We start from the raw sequence: 18,631 nt of genomic DNA on the forward strand, positions 1-18,631 counted from the left end.
TTGCGCGCTCACATTTCCAGCGCGCGCTCGTAGCCGGTGAGTTCGAGATAGCCGCGACCACCGCGCGTGCGGACCGCGCCCTCCCAATAGACCGGCAGGCCGCTGCGGCGGGCGTCGAGTTCCTGCGCGGCGAACATCGGCACCAGGCGCCAGCGCTGGATGCCGCCGGCGACGCGGACGCTCAATTCCTGCGAGACGGGATAGACCGCGCCGGTCGCCTTGCTCCGCCATGTCGCGAGCGGGCGGAAGGCAACGTCGTTGGGCCCGAACAGCGTCATGCTGCCGTCGGCGCGGCGGAGCGAGCCGCCCGTCCAGACCGTGCCGCCGCCCTTGCGTCGGATGCGGAACGCCATCAGCGCGGACCCGTCGTCAAAATTGAGGCCGGTCCAGTCCCAACCCTGCGCAGTGGGCGCGAGATAGTTGGACGACCATTCGCGGTCCAGCCACGCCTCGCCGGTCACGGCGACCGTTCCCGTTCCGCGGCGGACCCGGCCGGTCACGCGGAGATGCGGCACCGAGTAATAATAGCTCGCTTCCTCGGGGCGCGGTCCCTTGCGGCTATACCCTCCGATCCCCTGCGGTAGCGGAGGCTGGGTGGGCTGGAAGTCGAGCGCGAGGCCGAAGCCGTCCGGGTCGACGCGTGTCGTCCACCGGCCATCACCTGCGCGGCGCAATCGCCAGTTGCGGATTGCGACGTCGGCATCGCCGGTACGGGCCTGCGCCAGACCGAAGCCTTCGCGTGCCGCCTGCTCGCCGTGAAGCAACTTGCCGGTGGCCGGATCGGACAGTGCGGCATGCGCGAACAGGACCTGGCGCGCGGCGAACCGGCTCGGGTTGCGCGGATCGACCGGCGGGCGCGTCCGGAAGAACGTAACCTGGAAGCCGAGATCCTTACCGTCCGCGGTCTTCAGCCAGCCGGTGACGTACCACCATTCGGTGCGAAACGCCGGGTGCGCGCCGTGATCCGCTGGAAAGCGCAGGCTGATCCCCGGCCGCACGACGGGATAGGGCGTGGCGGCTGGGGCGGCGACACCGATCGCGGCGATCCAGCCGAGCAGGGCCCAAGGTCGCAGCATCACCAATCCTCCCGCACCGACTGTACCGCGCTCTTTGCCGTGGCACGCCGCCCCGCCAGCATCGCGGTTGCCGCCGCCGCACCCGTCAGCGCGGTCGCGACGCCGATCAGTGTGCCGATCGGAATGCGGGTGGTCATCGTCCAGTTAAACGACTGCGGGTTGATGACGTGGATCAGCACCTGCGAGAGGAGCAGCCCTAGCCCGATCCCTGCGAGTGCACCGGTGAGACCGACGATCGCACCCTCGGTGGCGAGCATCCGGGTCAACTGGCCACGCGTGAGGCCGAGATGCCGCAGCATCCCGAACTCGCGTTCGCGCGCGACCGTCTGCGCCGACATCGTCGCTGCCACGCCGGCCAGCCCGACCAGGATCGCCACCGCCTCCAGCAGATAGGTGACCGCGAAACTGCGGTCGAATAGCGTCAGCGCGAGTTTCCGCAGCGTCGCCGGCTGGCCGACCTCGACCTGCGGGCGCAAGTCGGCGGGCAGGCGATCGGTCATCGCGCGCACGACCTTCGCCGGATCCGCACCGGGCACAATCGTCGCGGAGATCTCGTCGCGGCGATCGTCGCCGGTGAGGCGCTGGTAATCGCCTTCGTCGATCAGCACCGCGCCCGCCTGCCGCCCGTAATCACGCCATATGCCGGCGACCACGAATTGCGTGCGGCCGGCGATCGGCAGCGTGATACGCTCGCCCGGATCCCAGCCGTAAAGCCGTTGCGCGGGCTCGGAGACCCAGATCGGCAGCGCGTTCTTCGGCACCGGCGGTCCACGATCGATCAGCACCAGCAACGGATCGCGGCCACCACGCTCGGGTCGCGCGATCAGGCTGACCGGTGGGCGATCCGCGGCGATGGTCAGCGGGATCTGGCGGCTGAAAGCGAGGCGGGCGATACCGGGTGTCCCTGCGATGCGGGTGCGGGTCGCCGGATCGAACGTCGCGCCGGAAGTGGTGCGCAGATACAGGTCCGCGCCGAGCACCTGGTCGAGCCACTCGTCGACCGCGCCGCGGAAGCTCGTCACCATCGTCGCCATCGCGATCATCAGCGCGGTCGATGCGACGATCCCGCACAACGCGGTCGCCGCTTCGCCGGGGGCGCCGTGGAGGTGACGGACCGCGAGCAGCCCGGGCACGCTGCCCCGCGTCCGCTTCGCCAGCGGGGTCAGCAGCGCGCGCGCGAACCACGGCACGCCCGCGACGCCGCCCGCGAGCATCAATGCCATTCCCAGGAAACCGAACAGCGGCAGTCCGGCGATCGCGGGCAACAGCGACGCGGCGCCTCCCGCAACGAGCAACGCGGCGGCGGGCCACCACGCGACCGGCCGCCTCGGATCGAGCACGTCGCCCGCGTTCTTGAGCGCTGCGGCCGGCGCTGCACGTGCCGCGACGCGGGCAGGCAACGCGCTGCCGAGGATCGCCGCGAGCAGGCCGAGCGCGAAGAACCCGATCGCGGCACCGGGCTGGATCACGATGCGCGCAGTGCTGCCGCCGAAATAGCCCGCACCCAAATCGCCGCCGAACCAGTGGAGTGCCGCCCACGCCAGGCCGTATCCTGCCGCCAATCCCGCCGCCGCGCCGACCAGTCCGATCGCGAGCCCCTCGATCACGACCGCGGCGATGATCCCGGCGCGCGGCATGCCCAATGTCCGGAGCAGTGCGAACGCGCGTTGCCGCCGCACCACCGACAGCGACTGCGCTGAATAGACGAGGAAACCGCCGGTCAGCAGCGCGACCAGTGCCAGCATGTCGAGATTGACGCGGTACGCGCGCGACAGTGCATCGCCCTGCGCGTTCTGCGTCTCGGCGGTCGACAGGATAGCGTCCGCCGGCAGGATCGCACGCAACGCCGGCTCCGCGGTCGCACGATCCGACAGCGCCAGGTCGAGCCGGTCGATCCTCCCCAGACGCCCGAACCGCCACTGTGCCGCAGCGATATCCATGACGCCGACCGCGGTCGATTCGTCCGTCGCCGGCAGCGTGCCCGCCACCCGCAGCGGTACCGATCGGCCATTGGCGACGACGATTACTTGCGTCCCGATCTTGGCGCCGACCTGGGTCAGCGCCGCGCGCGACAGGAACAGCGCGGCCTCGTCGAACGCCGCGTCGTTGCCGGTATCGGGGCCACGCGGGCGGATGCCGATCAGCGACGGCGTCACCGTGGCCGCACGGATCACGTCGACGCCCAACAGAGTCAGCCGCGCCTTGCCGATTCGCGCATCGAGGCGCAGCACCGGGCTTGTATCGCCGACTCCATCGGCACGTGCGACCCGGGGATAGAGGCGTTCGTCGAAGCCGAGCGGGCTGGTCGCGCGGACCGACAGTTCGGCGGCTCCGCTGACGCCGCGCATCGCGCCATCGAACGACGCCAGCGCCGATCCGTTGACCAGATGTACCGCAAAGCCGAGCGCCACGCCGACCGCGATCGCGACCGCCGTCAACAGGAAGCGGGCAGGGTGGAACCGCCACTCGCCCGCGATCAGCCACTTGAGTCCCAGACGTCCCGACCAGAGCCCGGAACCCGATCTCAGGTCGTGCTCAGGCGCCACGCCGCTCCACCAGTCCTTCGGCACCCAGCGTCAGCACGCGGTCGGCGATCGCCGCGCTCGCGTCCGAATGCGTCACCATCACGCCCGCCGCACCATTGCCGCGCACCGCATCGGCGAACAGCGACAGCACGCGCGCGGCGGTTTCCGGGTCGAGGTTGCCGGTCGGTTCGTCCGCGAGGATCAGCGCGGGGCGGTGGACGAGCGCACGGGCGATCGCCACGCGCTGCAACTCGCCCCCCGACAGATCACGCGCATAGCCGTCGCCGCGACCGTCCAGGCCGACCGCGTCGAGCATCTCCTCGGCGCGCGCCGATGCCGCGACATTGTCCGGCGAGACGAGTGCCAGCGGTAGCGCGACGTTCTGGCGCAGCGTCAGATAGGGGAGGATGTGGAAGGCCTGGAAGACGAAGCCGATCCGCTCGCGCCGCAACCGGGTCCGCGCGGTCTCGTCGAGCGTACCCAGCTCGATCCCGTCGATCGCGACGCTGCCTTCGTCCGCCTCGTCCAGCCCAGCGAGGATATTGAGCAGCGTCGATTTGCCGACCCCCGATTCGCCGATGATCGCGACCAGTTCGCCCGCGCCCACGTCGAGATCGAGATGCCGGAACAACTGCCGCGGCCCCGGCACCGACTTACCGAGCGCACGGACCGCGAGAAGGGGAGGGGCGTCAGGCATATCCAGTCCGTGCAATAGCTTGGGTGGCTCCGCAAGCGCCGACATGGCTGGATATGCGGTAGATCAGTTACCCGGCCGATAGGTTCGTTCGACGTGGCCCGTCAGTTCGTCGGGATGGAAATAGACCGGCCGCAACCGTCCCTCGGCATAGCGCGATATCTGGTCGGCGAAATGCGGCGATCGGACGTCGCCGCTCTGGCCGCCGGCCATGACTGCCCTCGCCTTCACACGCGCGCCGAACTCGACCACCGCGACGAAGCTGTTGCCGCTGGTCCCGTAATAGCGTTTCGTCCCCGGCCACGGCTTCGCGCCGAACGACGCGAGGCTGCCCCACTGCGCCGAGGTGAACGGCACCGGCACTGAGGCGCGGGCGTCGTCAAAATGCGGCGCGATCGAATCGTCCAGTCGCTGGAAGCGGTTGATGTCCTTCCACGGCGTCCGCCAGTCGCCGAAATCCTGCTTGAGCTGGGCGACGGCCGTGCTGAGCGCGGCGAGCTTCGCGTCCTGGCCGACCCGCGCGGCGATATAATCGGGGACGTTCAGCCGCTCGGCCTGCGCGAAGCTGCCGACCTCGCGCCACAACTGATCGCCCCAGAACACCGCGAGGCTGGTCGCGGTGGAATCATAGGCCCAGCGATGGTCCCAGCCCTTGAGCAACGCGATCGGGTCCGCGAGCGCGGCGCGACGCGGATCGCTGGCGGGAAGCGCCTCCCACGCCGCGACCAGTCCGGGCAGCAGTCGCGCAAACGCAGGCAAATAGGGATCGAACGCGGCCGCCCTAAGCGTGTCGGGTGTCCAGCCGGTCTTGCCCGTCAGCAACAGGTCGGCATGGACGCCGCGCGCATTGCCGCCGACCTGGTCCATGTAGCGCGGATAGTCCGCTGCCTTGGGGCTGTCGGGACCTGCCGCGCTCCACGGCCAGTCGTTGGTGTTGTGCGCCCATCCCACGCGAGGATTGAGCACGCTCGGCAGGCTGGGGAGCGTGTGCAGGCCACGCCAGTCGGTCGCGGGGTCGCTGCCGTCGACCGGGCGGGTATAGTCGAACCGGTCGTCGCGGACCGGCATGAACTGTGGCATCAGGAACGCGATCTCGCCCTTGCTGTCGGCGAACAGCGTGTCGTTCGACGAATTCGCCTTTAGCGCCGCGACCTTCATGTATCCCGCGAGATCGGTCGCCTTGGTCCGCAGATAGCTTTGTTCGAGCGCCGGCACCGGACGCCACATCAGCGCGGTGGCGATCCATTTTCCGCCCTTGGTCGCGACGATCGGGCCGTGATGCGTGCGATAGGTCGTGAAGCTACGCTCGGCCATCGTCCCGTCGGGCTGGCGGACGCGGAGCAGGACGGTGTTCGCGACGACCGGCCGGCTGGTCTTGCCGTAGCGATAGGTATAGCCGCCTGCCCGCCGCGTGATCCGCTCGGCGAACTCGTCGACGTTGTCGACCGTTGCCGACGTGTGCATCCACCCGGCCTTCGGATTGAACCCCTGATAGACGAAGAACTGGCCCCAGGTGCTTGCGCCATACGCGTTCAATCCCTCGTCGCTGGTCATCTGCGCCTCGGACCGGAAATAGAAGCTGGTGTGCGGATTGATCAGCAACAGCGCGTGGCCGTTCGCGGTCAGCCGGGGTGCGATGGCGATGCCGTTGGAGCCCGACGGTTCGCGCGGGATCATGCCCAGTTCTTCCGGCGTCGGTGGCGTCGGTCGGCCATAGAAGGTCTTGAGGTCGCTGAGCGAGATCCGCTCGATATCGCCGCCGATGCTGCCCTCGGTGAAGCTGAGCGCCATCCACGGTTCGAACCTGGTCAGCACGCGGGGCTTCGTCTGCGGGTGCGTCGCGAGATAATAGTTCAGCCCGTCCGCCCAGGCCTGCATCAAAGTGCGCAACCAGACCGGGCTCGCGGCATAGTCCGCCTTCAGCGTGGGTGGATCGACGAACAGCCGCTGGCGAAGGTCCGCCCAGACCGCGTCCTCACCGTCTGCTTCGGCGGTCCGGCCGAGCGCGGTCAGGTAATTCGCCTCGATCCGCGCGAAATCGTCTTCCGCCTGCGCATAGATCATCCCGAACACCGCATCGGCATCCGACCGGCCCTTGATATGCGGAATGCCCCAGTCGTCGCGGGTGATCGTCACGCGCTCGGCCTGCGCCTGCCATCGCTGCATGTCGGTGGGCGCAGTACCGGATGCCGCAGAGGACGGGTTGGCCAGCAGCAAAGCCGACAGGATCAACGGGTGACGCGCGTGTCGAAAGATTGCCATGCGGCGAGCGTAAGGCGACCGCATAGGAAATGCCATGCGTACTGGTAGTGAAGATGGTGGATCGGAATGCTGAGGCTGTGTCGCCTCACGCTGGACCGCTGTTTTCTTGAGAAAACTGGAGCGGGCGAAGGGATTCGAACCCTCGACCCCAACCTTGGCAAGGTTGTGCTCTACCCCTGAGCTACGCCCGCTCTGGCGCCTATGTCTCCGGTCGAAAGCGACACGGTGACTGGGTGAGGCGCGCTGTTAGCCCGGTGTTTCCGGGACGGCAAGCGCCTTTTCGACTTTCGCGTGAAATTCACCGCAAACGAGATTCCGCTTGGCGACTCCGGCACTAGAACATTACAAGAACAATTGTGAACGAGTCGCTTGCCTTGATAGCCCGCCTGAAGCGGATTGCCACGACGGGGATGCCAACACAGGGTGATGGCCGTGCGGACGATGCGTGGCTGACGCAGGGGATGGCCAAGGCGCAACTTCACGAAGTTTTCGCGACGATCGACGATTCGGCGAGTGGTGCGGGGTTCGCGGTCGCTTCTGTGCTGGCGGCAAAGGCGGCGCCGGTCATGTGGCTGCGGACCGAGGCGAGCGAGCGACAGGGCGGGCGGCTGCATGCGACCGGGCTGGTCGAGATGGGGCTCGACGTATCGTCGCTGGTACTGGGCCTGGTCGACGACGAGGCAAGCCTGCTGCGCGCGGCCGCCGATGCCGCGCGGTGCCACGGGCTCGGCACGTTGCTGATCGAATCCTGGGGACGCGCGCCGGGGATCGACCTGACCGCGACACGGCGGCTGATGCTGGCTGCCGAAGCATCGGGCGTGACCATTCTAAGCCTGCGCATCGGGGCCGAACCGGTGCCGAGTGCGGCCGCGTCGCGCTGGCGGGTGGCGGCATGTTCCTCCCGCCCCCTGGAAGCCGACGCACCTGGCAAACCTGCCTTCGACATCGAATTGCTGCGTCGACGCGGAGGCCAGGCTGGTCTTCGCTGGCGCGTGGAGTGGGACCGTGACGCGTACATCTTCGACCAAACCGCCTTCGAAACCGCCATCATCGAAGATTCAGGCGGCGATCCCGCGGCGCTACCTGGCGCTGGTATTCCCGTGGCTGCCGATCGAGCGGCTGCGGACGATGCGGCCGCATCTGTTCGTCGGACGGGCTGAGACGCCGATCGCGTTCGTCGAGACGGTTTCGGGTGGGGTGCGGCTGAAGGCGCTCGACCGTGAGGCGGTGCGGGCAGGCCTCCAGCCGGGGCTGACGCTGGCTGATGCGCGGGCGCGGGTGCCGGAACTGGAGGTGTACGAGCATGACGCGCATGCCGATCACGAATGGCTCGAGCGGCTGGCGGATGGATGCCAGCGCTATACGCCCTCGGTCGCGCTCGACGAACCCGATGGGCTGATTCTGGATATCGCCGGGTGCGTGCACGAGTTCGAGGGCGAGCGCCGTCTCGCCGCCGATCTGGAGGAGCGCCTTGCACGGCGCGGACTGCTGGTGCGCCACGCGTTCGGCGACACGCCCGACACCGCGCGCGCGTTGGCCCGGTTCGCAGGGGCGCCGGCTCCGGATGAAAAGCGTGCGGTGAAGCGGTTGCCGGTCGCGGCGCTCGGACTCGACGAGGATGCGACCACCGCCTTGTCGCGCGCCGGTCTGAAGACGGTTGGCGACGTGATGGCACGACCGCTCGCGACCATTGCCGCGCGGTTCGGCGAGGAAGCGGCAATGATGATCCGCCGGCTCGATGGGTCGGTGAAGGGCCCGATCGTCGCGCGGCGGACGGTGGCGAAGATCGGTGTCGAGCGTCGTTTTGCCGAACCGATCGCGCGGACCGAATATGCGCTGGAGATGCTGGCCGAACTTGCCACCGAGGCTGCGGGACAGCTTGCGGATCGGCATGAGGGCGGGCGGCGCTGGGAAGCACGGCTGTTCCGCGCGGACGGCCTGGTCCAGCGGTTGCGGATCGAGACTGGCCAGCCGACGCGCGACGTAGCGCTGCTGATGCGCCTGTTCCGCGAGCGGATCGACAGCCTCGCCGATCCGCTCGATCCGGGGTTCGGCTATGATCTGGTCCGGCTCGACGTTGCGTTGGCCGAGAAACTCGATGCGTCGCAACTCAAGCTGGAGGGCGGCGAAGCGCAGAAGGGAGAAGTCGCACAGCTCGTCGACCAGCTCGGCACGCGGCTGGGCCGGGCGCGCGTGCGCCGGTTTTCGGCGCGCGACAGTCATATTCCCGAACAGGCCGAGTTGATGCTGCCCGCCGCCGAAGCGCCCGCCCCGACGCCGTGGACTGCGCCCGAGACGGGGGAGCCGCCGCTCCGGCCGATCTACCTGTTCGACCCGCCGCAGCCGATCGAATCGATGATGGCCGAAGTCCCCGACGGCCCGCCGCACCGGTTCCGCTGGCGCCGCACCGTGCACGACGTCGCACATAGCGAGGGTCCGGAGCGGATCGCGGGCGAATGGTGGCGGCGCCAGGATATCCCGACGCGCGATTATTACCGCATCGAAGACCGCCGCGGCCGCCGCTTCTGGATCTTCCGCCACGGCCTGTATTCCGAGATGGAGGCGCCGCGCTGGTACCTCCACGGCGTCTTCGCATGACCACGCAAGCGTCATGACCGGGTTCGCCGAACTGGTCGCGGCGACCAATTACTCGTTTCTCGACGGGGCCAGCCATCCGAGCGACATTGTTGGTCGCGCAATCGAATTAAAACTGGCCGGCATCGGTATCGCCGATCGCAACACGGTTGCTGGCGTGGTCCGCGCTTATGATGCACTGGAACGCGCAAAACGGGGGCAGCTCGGCGCGATGCTGCCGTCGTTCGATTTCAAGCTGGTGGTCGGCGCGCGGCTCGTCTTCGCCGACGGTACGCCGGACATCGTTGCCTATCCCGCGACGCGCGCCGGATGGGGGCGGCTGACGCGGCTGCTGACGCTGGGTAACCGGCGCGCCGAGAAAGGCGGCTGCATCCTCGGCTTCGACGATCTGCTTGCGCATCTCAGCGATATATTGCTGATCGTCATGCCGGATTGCACCGCTCGCCCGGTGGTCGCGCACAAGGATTTCGTGCTTCCCACGCGCAACGATGCCAGTCTCGAAGCCACACTTGTCGCGCTCCGTCCGCTGGCGCGGCGATCGGTGTGGCTTGGGGTTACGATGCCGCATGGCGGTCGCGATCGGCGACGCCAAACCCGGCTTGCCCGGATCGCCGTCAAGGCACACGTGCCGATCCTGGCGACCAACGACGTGCGTTATGCGGTCGCCGATGATCGCTCGCTTCACGATATCGTCACCTGCATCCGTGAGGGCGCGACGATCCAGCGAGCCGGCAAACGGCTCGGTGCCAATGGCGAACGCCATTTGAAGGATGCGGACGAGATCGCACACCTTTACCGCGACCGGCCGCACGCGATCGCCGAGACGGCAAAGCTGCTCGCGCGGATCGATTTCACGCTCAACGAACTCAAATACGAATATCCGCATGAGCCCGTCCCGGCAGGCTGGGATCCACAGGACTGGCTGGAGCATCTCGCCTGGCAATCGGCGATCGACCAATATGATGGCTATGTGCCGGACAAGCTGGTGGCATCGTTACGCGACGAGTTCGCGCTGATTCGGCAACAGAACTATGCCTATTACTTCCTGACCGTCCACGACGTCGTCCGGTTCGCGCGCAGTGCCGATCCGCCAATCCTGTGCCAGGGACGCGGATCGGCCGCCAACTCGGTGGTCTGCTACGTGCTCGGCGTCACGTCGGTGGATCCGATGAAGCACGATCTGCTGTTCTCGCGCTTCGTCTCCGCCGAGCGCAGCGAACCGCCTGATATCGACGTCGATTTTGAGCATGAGCGGCGCGAAGAGGTGATGCAGTATATCTACGGGCGCTACGGTCGGGAGCGCGCGGCGATCGCCGCGACGGTCATCCACTTCCGCTCGCGCAGCACCGTGCGCGAGGTAGGCAAGGCGTTGGGCTTTACCGAAGACGTCACGCAACGCCTGACCAGCACCGTATGGGGCAGCTTTTCAAACCGTTTCCCGGAACGTCGATTTGCCGAAACGGGGTTCGACGTGGCCAATCCGGAAATCGCCCGGTTGCGGGACATGGTCGAACGGCTGCTCGAATTTCCACGTCATTTGTCGCAGCATGTCGGCGGCTTCGTGCTGACGCAGGGGCGGCTAGACGAGATCGTGCCGATCCATAACGGCGCGATGGAGGATCGTACGTTCATCGAATGGGACAAGGACGACATCGACTGCCTTGGCCTGATGAAGGTCGACATTCTCGCGCTTGGCATGCTGACCTGCATCCGCAAGAGCTTTGATCTGATGCGGGAGCACGGACTCGGCGACCATGAGCTGAAGACGATTGCCAACGACGAGAATTCGAAGGTCTATGACATGCTTTGCGATGGCGACAGCATTGGCGTGTTCCAGGTCGAGAGCCGCGCCCAGATCAACATGCTACCCCGTCTGCGACCGCGGAAATTGTACGATCTGGTGGTCCAGGTCGCGATCGTTCGACCCGGGCCGATCGAAGGTGACATGGTGCATCCGTATCTTCGGCGGCGGGCGAAGAAGGAGGTGGTGGTCTATCCCTCGCCATCGCCCGAGCATGGCCGAAGCGACGAACTCGAAGTGCTGCTTGGCGAGACATACGGCGTGCCTTTGTTCCAGGAACAGGCGATGAAGCTGGCGATCGTCGCGGCGAAGTTCACCCCTGACGAGGCCAATGAACTCCGCAAGTCGATGGCGACGTTTCGCAAGGTCGGGGGAATGAATAACTTCCAGGCGAAGCTCATCGGCGGGATGGTCGCGCGGGGATATGAGGCGGAGTTCGCGGAGCGCTGTTTCAAGCAGATCGAGGGGTTTGGGTCCTACGGTTTTCCGGAGAGCCATGCGCTGTCGTTCGCGCGGCTGGTGTATGTGTCGTCGTGGATCAAATGCTTTCATCCGGCGGTGTTCTGTTGCGCGTTGCTGAATTCGCAGCCGATGGGATTTTATGCGCCGGCGCAGTTGGTGCGCGATGCAGTCGAGCACGGGGTGTGCGTACTGCCGGTCGATGTGAATGCGAGCGGATGGGATAACAGCTTATCCTCCCCGGCACGGGGAAGGGGACCGCGCGAAACGGGGTGGAGGGGTGCTTCCGCGGACGTATCGCTTGCGGCTGGGGCTGTTACAAACGCCGCGTTTGGGGATGCTACTCTTCCAGGCGGAGCGTTTGCGGCGCCCCCCCTCCACCATCCTGTGGATGGTCCCCCTCCCCGTGCCGGGGAGGATTTGCGGCTCGGATTCCGGCAGGTCGATGGGTTTCGGAAAGATTGGGCCGACGAGATCGTTCGCGTTCGGACCACGCCGTTCGCTAGCATCGAGGACGTCGTGCGGCGGGCGAACCTGCCACAGCGGGCGATGAACCTGCTCGCCGATGCGGATGCGTTCCGGTCGGTCGCGAAGGAGCGGCGCGAGGCTTTGTGGGACGTGCGTCGGACGCCGCCCAAGCAGCTCGCGCTGTTCGCCGCCGCCGAAGTACCCGAACTCGGTCAGGAACCCGACGCGGATTTGCCGCCGATGCCGCTCTCCGAACAGGTCGCGGCGGATTACCAGACGACGCGACTGTCGTTGAAGGGGCATCCAATGGCGTTCCTTCGCACGCGTTTTGCAGCCGAGGGAATCCTGTCGAGCGCGCAGGCCAACGCTACCAAGGACGGGCGGCGCGCGAAGGTTGCGGGCGTGGTGCTGGTCCGCCAGCGGCCGGGCAAGGGCAATGCGATCTTCGTGACGATCGAGGACGAGACCGGGATCACCAATGGGCTGATGTGGGCACGCGATTTCGAAGCGAACCGACGCGCGGTGATGGCGTCACGGCTGATGGTGCTGGAGGGCGTGATCCAGCGCAGCGAGGAAGGCGTGACGCATCTGATGACGTCGCGGGTGCAGGACCGCACCGAGATGCTGCGGCTGTTGTCGGAGGATCATGCGCTGGAGCCGCCGCTCGCGCGCGTCGACGAGGTGATCCGGCCGGTGCTTACGCGGAGTCCGGATGCCCGGGCGCATCATCCGCGCGCGACGCATCCGCGGGACGTGCGCGTGCTGCCCAAGTCGCGCGACTTCCATTGACCTCCGTCATCGCGACGAACGCGGGCCTTCTGCGACAGTCTTGTTCTCCTGCGAACGCAGGAGCCCAGGGTTTCGAACGCCGTACGCGGTCGTTCGGCTTGGCCCTGGATTCCTGCGTGCGCAGGAAAACGGCGCCTAAGTCCTCTGGATCCCGCGTCGAGCCCGGGACGACGTGCGGCAGGAGGGTAGGCTGGGTTTGTCGTGCGTACCGAACCATCCTAAAGGTGGCATTAATCGGGAGCGCCCCCAAATACCGCGCTAGAACCACACGGGAGTTGAACTTGGCCACGCTTGGAATGTCCCCCGCGGAGAAGGATGCCGTCGAGGCATTCCGTCGCGATGTCGTCGAACCGTCGATGACGAAGCTCGTGATCATCGATTTCTGGGCGGAATGGTGCGGGCCGTGCAAGGCGCTGACGCCGACGCTGGAGAAGGTCGCGGCGGATTACGCCGACAAGGGCGTCGTGCTGGCGAAGGTCGACACCGACAAGAACCAGTTCATCGCCGCGCAATTCCAGATCAAATCGATCCCGACCGTCTATGCGATGTTCCAGGGCCAGCTGGTCGCCGACATGACCAGCGCGCGCACCGAATCGCAGCTACGCGTGATCCTCGACCAATTGCTAAAGCAGCTGCCGATCGAAGCCGGCGTGACCGACGCGGCGCCCGATGTCGAGCCGCTGATCGCGGTGGGCGAAGAGGCGCTGGCCGAGGGTGACGGCGAGCGCGCGCTCGGCATCTTCCGCGAGATCGCCGAGATCGCGCCCGAGCATCCGCAGGTCCATGCCGGCTTCGTCCGCGCGCTGGCCGCGACCGGGCAGCTCGACGAGGCGAGCGACTGGCTGGCGAACCTCGATCCAGCGATCGCCAAGGATCCCGCGATCCAGCGCGCGCAGGCCGCGCTCGCGCTCGCGCAGTCGGCGCCGCCGGTCGAGGATCTGTCGCCGCTGATCGCCGCGGTCGAGGCGAACCCCGACGACCTGCAGGCCCGGTTCGCGCTCGCCAACGGCCAGATGGCGGCGAACGACCGCGATGCCGCCGCCGACACGTTCCTCGGCATCATCGCCACCGAGCGCGACTGGAACGAGGGCGCGGCGCGGACGCAGTTGTTGAAATTGTTCGAGGTCGTCGGGCTCGAAGACCCGTGGGTGTCTGGACAGCGCCGTCGTCTGTCTGCGATCCTGTTCGGATGACCACCGAGTCCGCCCCCCCGCGCGCTACCACGCGACTGTCGATCTTCCCGCTGCCGGGGGCGCTGCTGTTCCCCGGCATGCATTTGCCGCTGCACATGTTCGAGCCGCGCTATCGGGCGATGATCAGCGATGCGATGGCGCGCGACCGGCGGATTGGCATGATCCAGCCCCGGGGCGGACCGCATGACGACGCGGATGCGCTGTACGACATCGGCTGCGTCGGCAAAATCGCCGAGGTCGAGGCGCTCGACGATGGGCGCTACAACGTCGTGCTGGAAGGCATCGCGCTGTTCCGGATCGTTCGCGAGTTGGACGTGACGACCGCGTTCCGGCAGGTCGAGGCGGAGTTGCTGCCGTTGATCGAGGAAGACTCTCTGTCGCTCGGGCGGCGGTCTTCACTGGAACTGGAATCGCGTCGGTTCGCGGACATGCAGGGCTATGCGGTCGACTGGGATGCGGTCGGACGGCTCGACGACGAGAGCCTGGTTAACGGCATCGCCCAGATCGCGCCGTTCGATGCGGCCGCAAAGCAGGCGTTGCTGGAAGCGCCGAACATCGAGCAGCGCGCCGAGCTGATCATCCAGTTGATGCAGTTCTTCGGGCGGCACGACGGCAACGAATCGGTGACGTTGCAGTGAAGTCGCCCAGCAAGGGTCGCGCGCACGGTGCCGTGATGATGATCGGCATGTTCTTCGCCAATCTGTTCGATCCGAAGAAGATCACCGCGATCGAACACGTCGCGACGCAGCGGCGGATCGGCAGCGAGTCCGGTCGCATTGGGCAGGCCGCTGCCGCGCCTCCGTCGCGCGGGGAAAGAGTTTGACGATGAAGCCCCTGGACCCGTGGTTGCTCGAACGCCTCGTCTGCCCCGCGACGCGCACGCCGCTTCGCTATGACGAGGCCGCGCAGGAACTGATTTCAGACGCCGCCGGGCTCGCGTATCCGATCCGCGACGGCGTGCCCGTGATGCTGGTCGAAGAGGCACGCCGGACCGACGCGACCGCCGCCTGATCGCCCGTCTTCAGCGGCCCGTCCGCGTCGCTCCGGCCTCTCGAACGGCGGCGATCGTCGGGTAGCCGTTCACCGCCATCAACAGGTCGGCTTCGGCGAGGATGCATTTCAGCACATGCGCGGCGCCGTTCGCGCCGTCTAGCGCCAAGCCGTACGTGTAGGGCCGGCCGACCCCAACCGCGGTGGCGCCGAGCGCGAGCGCCTTGACGACGTCGCTACCCGAGCGGATGCCCGAATCGAACAGCACCGGGACGGTCCCGCTCGCCTCGACCACCGCAGGCAGCATGTCGATTGCGGCGATCCCGCCATTCGCCTGGCGCCCGCCATGATTCGAGCAGTAGATCGCGTCCGCCCCCAGATCGATCGCGCGCCGCGCATCGTCGGGATGACAGATCCCCTTAAGGACGATCGGCAGCGACGTCATCGATCGCAGCCACGGCATGTCGTCCCATGTCAGAACCTTGCCGAACGTCCCGGCCCATTGCCGCACTGCCGCCGACAGATCCTCGCGCGGCGGCTTGGCGAGCATCGCGCGGAAGACGGGATCGCTGAAATAGTTCTCCAGCACATGGCCGCGCAATTGCGGGAAGTTCGCGACGTTTAGGTCGCGCGGACGCCAACCCGTCACCCACGTGTCGAGCGTGACGACGATCGCCTTGTAACCCGCCGCTTCGGCACGTTGGACGAGGCTTTCGGCGAGCGGCTTGTCCTTGGGCGTGTAGAGCTGGAAGAAGCCGGGCGTGTCGCCCATCGCCGCGGCGATGTCTTCGAGTGGGTCGTTCGACAGCGTCGACTGGATCAGTGGGACGCCGGTCAGCGCGGCCGCCCGCGCGGCGGCGAGATCACCGTGGCCGTCCTGCGTGCACAGCCCGTTGATCCCGATCGGGCTCATGAAAATCGGACTAGGCAGCGTCATCCCGAACAGGTCGATCGACAGGTCGCGACGCGTCGCATCGACCATCATGCGTGGCGTCATGCCCCAATGCCGGAACGCGTCGGCATTCTGACGTTGCGTGAACTCGTCGCCGCATCCGCCCTGCAGATAGCCGAGCACGGACGGTGGCAAGGCCGCCGCGGCGCGAGCCTCGAGCGACGCGAAATCGACCGGCACCTTCGGGACGACGCCGGCAAGCCCGGCGAAATAGATCTCGTTCTGGTAATCGCCGTAATGCGGCATGCGTCGCCCTCCGAACGTCTTCGCGGTCAGTCCCGATAGCCCGGATTGACGCGGTCGAGTTTCCGTAACAGCGCCGGCCAGGCGAGCCCGTCTGCAAGCATGCGCATCCCGGTCGCGCTCGATTGCCCCTCGACCTTCTCGGCAACACCCTGGTTCGGATTGTTCAGATTCTCGCGACCGGCGCTGAGCATCAGCACTTGCGCCTCGCAGGCGCGTTCGAGGAAATACATCCGCAGGAACGCCTGGGGTACCGATTCACCGACCGTCAGCGTGCCGTGGTTGCGCAGGATCATCGCGTTTTTGGTGCCGAGATCCTGAACCAGCCGCTCGCGTTCCTCCAGCTCCGTCGCGATACCCTCGAAGTCGTGATAGGCGACGTCGTGCCCGGCGATCATCGCCGTCTGCGTATGCGGCAGCAGCCCTTCGGCCATCGCCGACACCGCCTGGCCGTGCGGAGTGTGGAGATGCAGCACCGCCACGGCGTCATGGCGCGCGGCGTGGACCGCCGAGTGGATCACGAAGCCCGCGCGGTTGACCGGGGCAGGGGTGTCCATGACCTTGTTGCCGTCGACGTCGATCTTGACCAGCGACGACGCAGTGATCTCCTCGAACATGTGCGTGTACGGATTGATCAGGAAATGATGCTCGGGGCCGGGGACTCGCGCCGACAGATGCGTGAAGATCAGGTCGTCCCAGCCGTATAGCGCGACCAGCCGGTACGCGGCGGCGAGATCGACGCGCAGCGCCCATTCCTCGGCCGATACCTGGTCCTTGGTCGTCGTCGTTGCCGCGGTCGCCATCGCAGCCGGTTCCATCGCCTTCAGTGCCGTTGCCATCATCCGCCTCCTTATGTTTTGCCTCTTGTACGACCGGCATTCGGCAAACTTTGTCTCGATGGTGACATTCCCGAAATTTTGCCTAGCTTCGGGCGATGCATGATACGGATCACGAGATATTGGCGACCGACACGTGGTTCGCCGCGATACCGGTCTGCCGTCGCGAACGCCTGTTGCAGGAGGCGCGGGTCGAGGTGCTGGAGAATGGCGAGCGGATCTATGGTTCGGGCGATCCGCCGAACGGGTTGTGGGCGGTTCTGGACGGGCAGGTCCGGCTGAAAGGGCTGTCCGCCAATGGTGTGGAACTGCTCGCCCTGATCGTGCGGCCGGGGACGTGGTTCGGGGAACTGTCCACGTTCGACGGTCATCCAAGACCGCATGACGCGACGGCGTTCGGCGCGGCGCGACTGGTGCATGTGTCGGTAGCGGCGTTCGCGCGAGCGGCAGCGGCGGCCCCGGAACTCTACCGCGATCTCGGCCTGCTCGTGTGTGCGCATCAACGCACGGCATTGCGGTTCATTGCGCAGAGTGTGGGACAGTCGATCCGGGTACGGCTGGCGCAGGCGCTGATGCGAGCATCGCAGGCGGGGGACGGTCGGATCACGATCCGTCAGGAGGAGCTTGCCGGTGTTGTCGGCATCGCGCGCCAGACGCTCAACCGGCATCTGAAGCGGTTCGAGCGCGATGGCCTGGTCACGGTCGCCTATGCGCAGGTGCGTATCCTCGACCTGCCGGGGCTGCGCGGCGTCATCACCGAATAGGGCATCGCCAAGCCTGTCCGCGGAGCGCTACACTCGCGGCCATGACCATCAGAATCGGTATTGGCGGCTGGACCTACGAGCCGTGGCGCGGGACCTTCTATCCGGAGAAATGGCCGCAGAAGCGCGAGCTCGACTATGCCGCCGAGCACGTCACCGCGATCGAGATCAACGGCACCTATTACGGCAGCCAGAAGCCGGCGACGTTCGCGTCCTGGGCGAAGGCGGTGCCCGACGGGTTCGTCTTTTCGCTCAAGGCGTCGCGCTATTGCACCAACCGGAAGGTGCTGGCCGAAGCGGGGGAGTCGATCGCGAAGTTCACCGGGCAGGGGATCGTCGAGCTCGGCGACCGGCTCGGACCGATCCTGTGGCAGTTCATGGCAACGAAGAAGTTCGACGCGGACGATTTCGCCGCGTTCCTGAAACTGTTGCCGGCCAAGCAGGACGGCCTCGCGCTGCGGCATGCGATTCAGGTCCGGCACGAGAGTTTCGCGGTGCCGGAATTCGTCGCGATGTGCCGCGATGCTGGCGTCGCGATCGTCTTTGCGCAGTCGGCGGAATATCCGGCGATCGCCGACGTGACCGGCGACTTCGTCTATGCGCGACTGGAGGACGCCGAGGAGCGCTATGTCGCGGGCTACGCCCCGACCGCGCTGGACGAATGGGCGGACAAGGCGAAGATATGGGCGGCGGGCGGGCGCCCCGAGGGCTTGCCCTATGTCGAGGATGCCACGCCGGCGAAGAAGACGCGGGAGACGTTCGTGTTCTTCATCAACGGCGCCAAGGTTCGCGCGCCACACGCGGCGATGGCGTTGATCGAGAGGGTGGAGGGGTAAGTACGCCGAGCTATCCGAACGCCCCTGCGGACGGCTCACCCGGGTCCGTCATGCGTTGCTCGGACAAAGCCTATCGCGAACCTCTGCACGGCCATGGGCTAAATTGCAGCAGGTTGGACCATCTTGTACGACCCAAGGGCGTAGGCCGTAA

At 66.8% G+C, this 18,631-nt stretch carries 15 protein-coding genes and 1 tRNA gene; 9 read left to right on the forward strand and 7 right to left on the reverse strand.

Going from position 1 to position 18,631, the window contains the following annotated elements:
- Positions 1–8: 8 nt before the first annotated feature.
- The 5 genes from QFZ54_RS13840 to QFZ54_RS13860 all read right to left on the reverse strand — a co-directional run bounded on the left by QFZ54_RS13840 (position 9) and on the right by QFZ54_RS13860 (position 6,748).
- Entirely contained in the window at positions 9–1,076 is a 1,068-nt protein-coding gene (locus QFZ54_RS13840) for a lipocalin-like domain-containing protein (protein ID WP_307087994.1), read from the reverse strand.
- Positions 1,076–3,622, reverse strand: coding sequence for an FtsX-like permease family protein (locus tag QFZ54_RS13845; protein ID WP_307087998.1), 2,547 nt, complete (start codon positions 3,620–3,622; stop codon positions 1,076–1,078). The genes QFZ54_RS13840 and QFZ54_RS13845 overlap by 1 nt, the downstream gene beginning before the upstream one ends.
- Positions 3,612–4,298 carry an ABC transporter ATP-binding protein gene (locus QFZ54_RS13850; RefSeq protein WP_307088000.1) on the reverse strand — a complete coding sequence of 229 codons (687 nt, stop codon included), beginning with the start codon at positions 4,296–4,298 and terminating at the stop codon, positions 3,612–3,614. Before QFZ54_RS13850 ends, QFZ54_RS13845 begins: the two co-directional genes overlap by 11 nt.
- 63 nt (positions 4,299–4,361) lie before the next feature.
- Positions 4,362–6,557 (reverse strand): penicillin acylase family protein, encoded by a 2,196-nt coding sequence (locus QFZ54_RS13855; RefSeq protein ID WP_307088001.1) that lies wholly within the window; start codon positions 6,555–6,557, stop codon positions 4,362–4,364.
- 116 nt (positions 6,558–6,673) lie between these two features.
- A tRNA-Gly gene (locus tag QFZ54_RS13860) sits at positions 6,674–6,748 on the reverse strand.
- Between the two features lie 165 nt (positions 6,749–6,913).
- On the opposite strand from QFZ54_RS13860, the gene QFZ54_RS13865 reads away from it, so the two are divergent.
- The 7 genes from QFZ54_RS13865 (at position 6,914) to QFZ54_RS13895 (ending at position 14,873) form a co-directional block, all read left to right on the forward strand.
- The gene (locus tag QFZ54_RS13865) at positions 6,914–7,717 is read left to right on the forward strand and encodes an ImuA family protein (RefSeq protein ID WP_307088003.1); all 804 of its coding nucleotides are present in this window, start codon (positions 6,914–6,916) and stop codon (positions 7,715–7,717) included.
- Positions 7,686–9,155 carry a Y-family DNA polymerase gene (locus tag QFZ54_RS13870; RefSeq protein ID WP_307089462.1) on the forward strand — a complete coding sequence of 490 codons (1,470 nt, stop codon included), beginning with the start codon at positions 7,686–7,688 and terminating at the stop codon, positions 9,153–9,155. The genes QFZ54_RS13865 and QFZ54_RS13870 overlap by 32 nt, the downstream gene beginning before the upstream one ends.
- Before the next feature lie 13 nt (positions 9,156–9,168).
- Positions 9,169–12,669, forward strand: coding sequence for an error-prone DNA polymerase (locus tag QFZ54_RS13875; protein WP_307088005.1), 3,501 nt, complete (start codon positions 9,169–9,171; stop codon positions 12,667–12,669).
- A 296-nt stretch (positions 12,670–12,965) separates the two neighbouring features.
- A complete protein-coding gene (locus QFZ54_RS13880; RefSeq protein WP_307089464.1) occupies positions 12,966–13,862 on the forward strand; it encodes a tetratricopeptide repeat protein in 897 nt (298 codons plus the stop codon).
- On the forward strand, positions 13,859–14,500 hold the full coding sequence (locus QFZ54_RS13885; protein ID WP_307088007.1) for an LON peptidase substrate-binding domain-containing protein: 642 nt from the start codon (positions 13,859–13,861) through the stop codon (positions 14,498–14,500). Before QFZ54_RS13880 ends, QFZ54_RS13885 begins: the two co-directional genes overlap by 4 nt.
- A complete protein-coding gene (locus QFZ54_RS13890; RefSeq protein WP_307088009.1) occupies positions 14,497–14,685 on the forward strand; it encodes a hypothetical protein in 189 nt (62 codons plus the stop codon). Before QFZ54_RS13885 ends, QFZ54_RS13890 begins: the two co-directional genes overlap by 4 nt.
- 2 nt (positions 14,686–14,687) lie before the next feature.
- Complete coding sequence (locus tag QFZ54_RS13895) at positions 14,688–14,873, forward strand: Trm112 family protein (RefSeq protein ID WP_307088011.1); 186 nt, start codon at positions 14,688–14,690, stop codon at positions 14,871–14,873.
- Positions 14,874–14,883: 10 nt separating this feature from the next.
- On the opposite strand, the gene QFZ54_RS13900 is transcribed toward QFZ54_RS13895, so the two are convergent.
- Together QFZ54_RS13900 and QFZ54_RS13905 are read right to left on the reverse strand one after the other, a co-directional pair.
- Positions 14,884–16,050: an alpha-hydroxy-acid oxidizing protein gene (locus QFZ54_RS13900; protein WP_307088013.1), complete on the reverse strand. Its 1,167-nt coding sequence runs from the start codon at positions 16,048–16,050 to the stop codon at positions 14,884–14,886.
- A gap of 26 nt (positions 16,051–16,076) precedes the next feature.
- On the reverse strand, positions 16,077–16,850 hold the full coding sequence (locus QFZ54_RS13905) for a class II aldolase/adducin family protein (protein ID WP_307089466.1): 774 nt from the start codon (positions 16,848–16,850) through the stop codon (positions 16,077–16,079).
- A gap of 131 nt (positions 16,851–16,981) precedes the next feature.
- Here QFZ54_RS13905 and QFZ54_RS13910 point away from each other — a divergent pair, with 131 nt between their 5' ends.
- Entirely contained in the window at positions 16,982–17,647 is a 666-nt protein-coding gene (locus QFZ54_RS13910; protein ID WP_307088016.1) for a Crp/Fnr family transcriptional regulator, read from the forward strand.
- A 41-nt stretch (positions 17,648–17,688) separates the two neighbouring features.
- On the forward strand, positions 17,689–18,480 hold the full coding sequence (locus QFZ54_RS13915; protein WP_307088018.1) for a DUF72 domain-containing protein: 792 nt from the start codon (positions 17,689–17,691) through the stop codon (positions 18,478–18,480).
- Positions 18,481–18,631: the final 151 nt, after the last annotated feature.

Source organism: Sphingomonas faeni, from assembly GCF_030817315.1.
Classification (GTDB): Bacteria; Pseudomonadota; Alphaproteobacteria; order Sphingomonadales; family Sphingomonadaceae; genus Sphingomonas; species Sphingomonas faeni_C.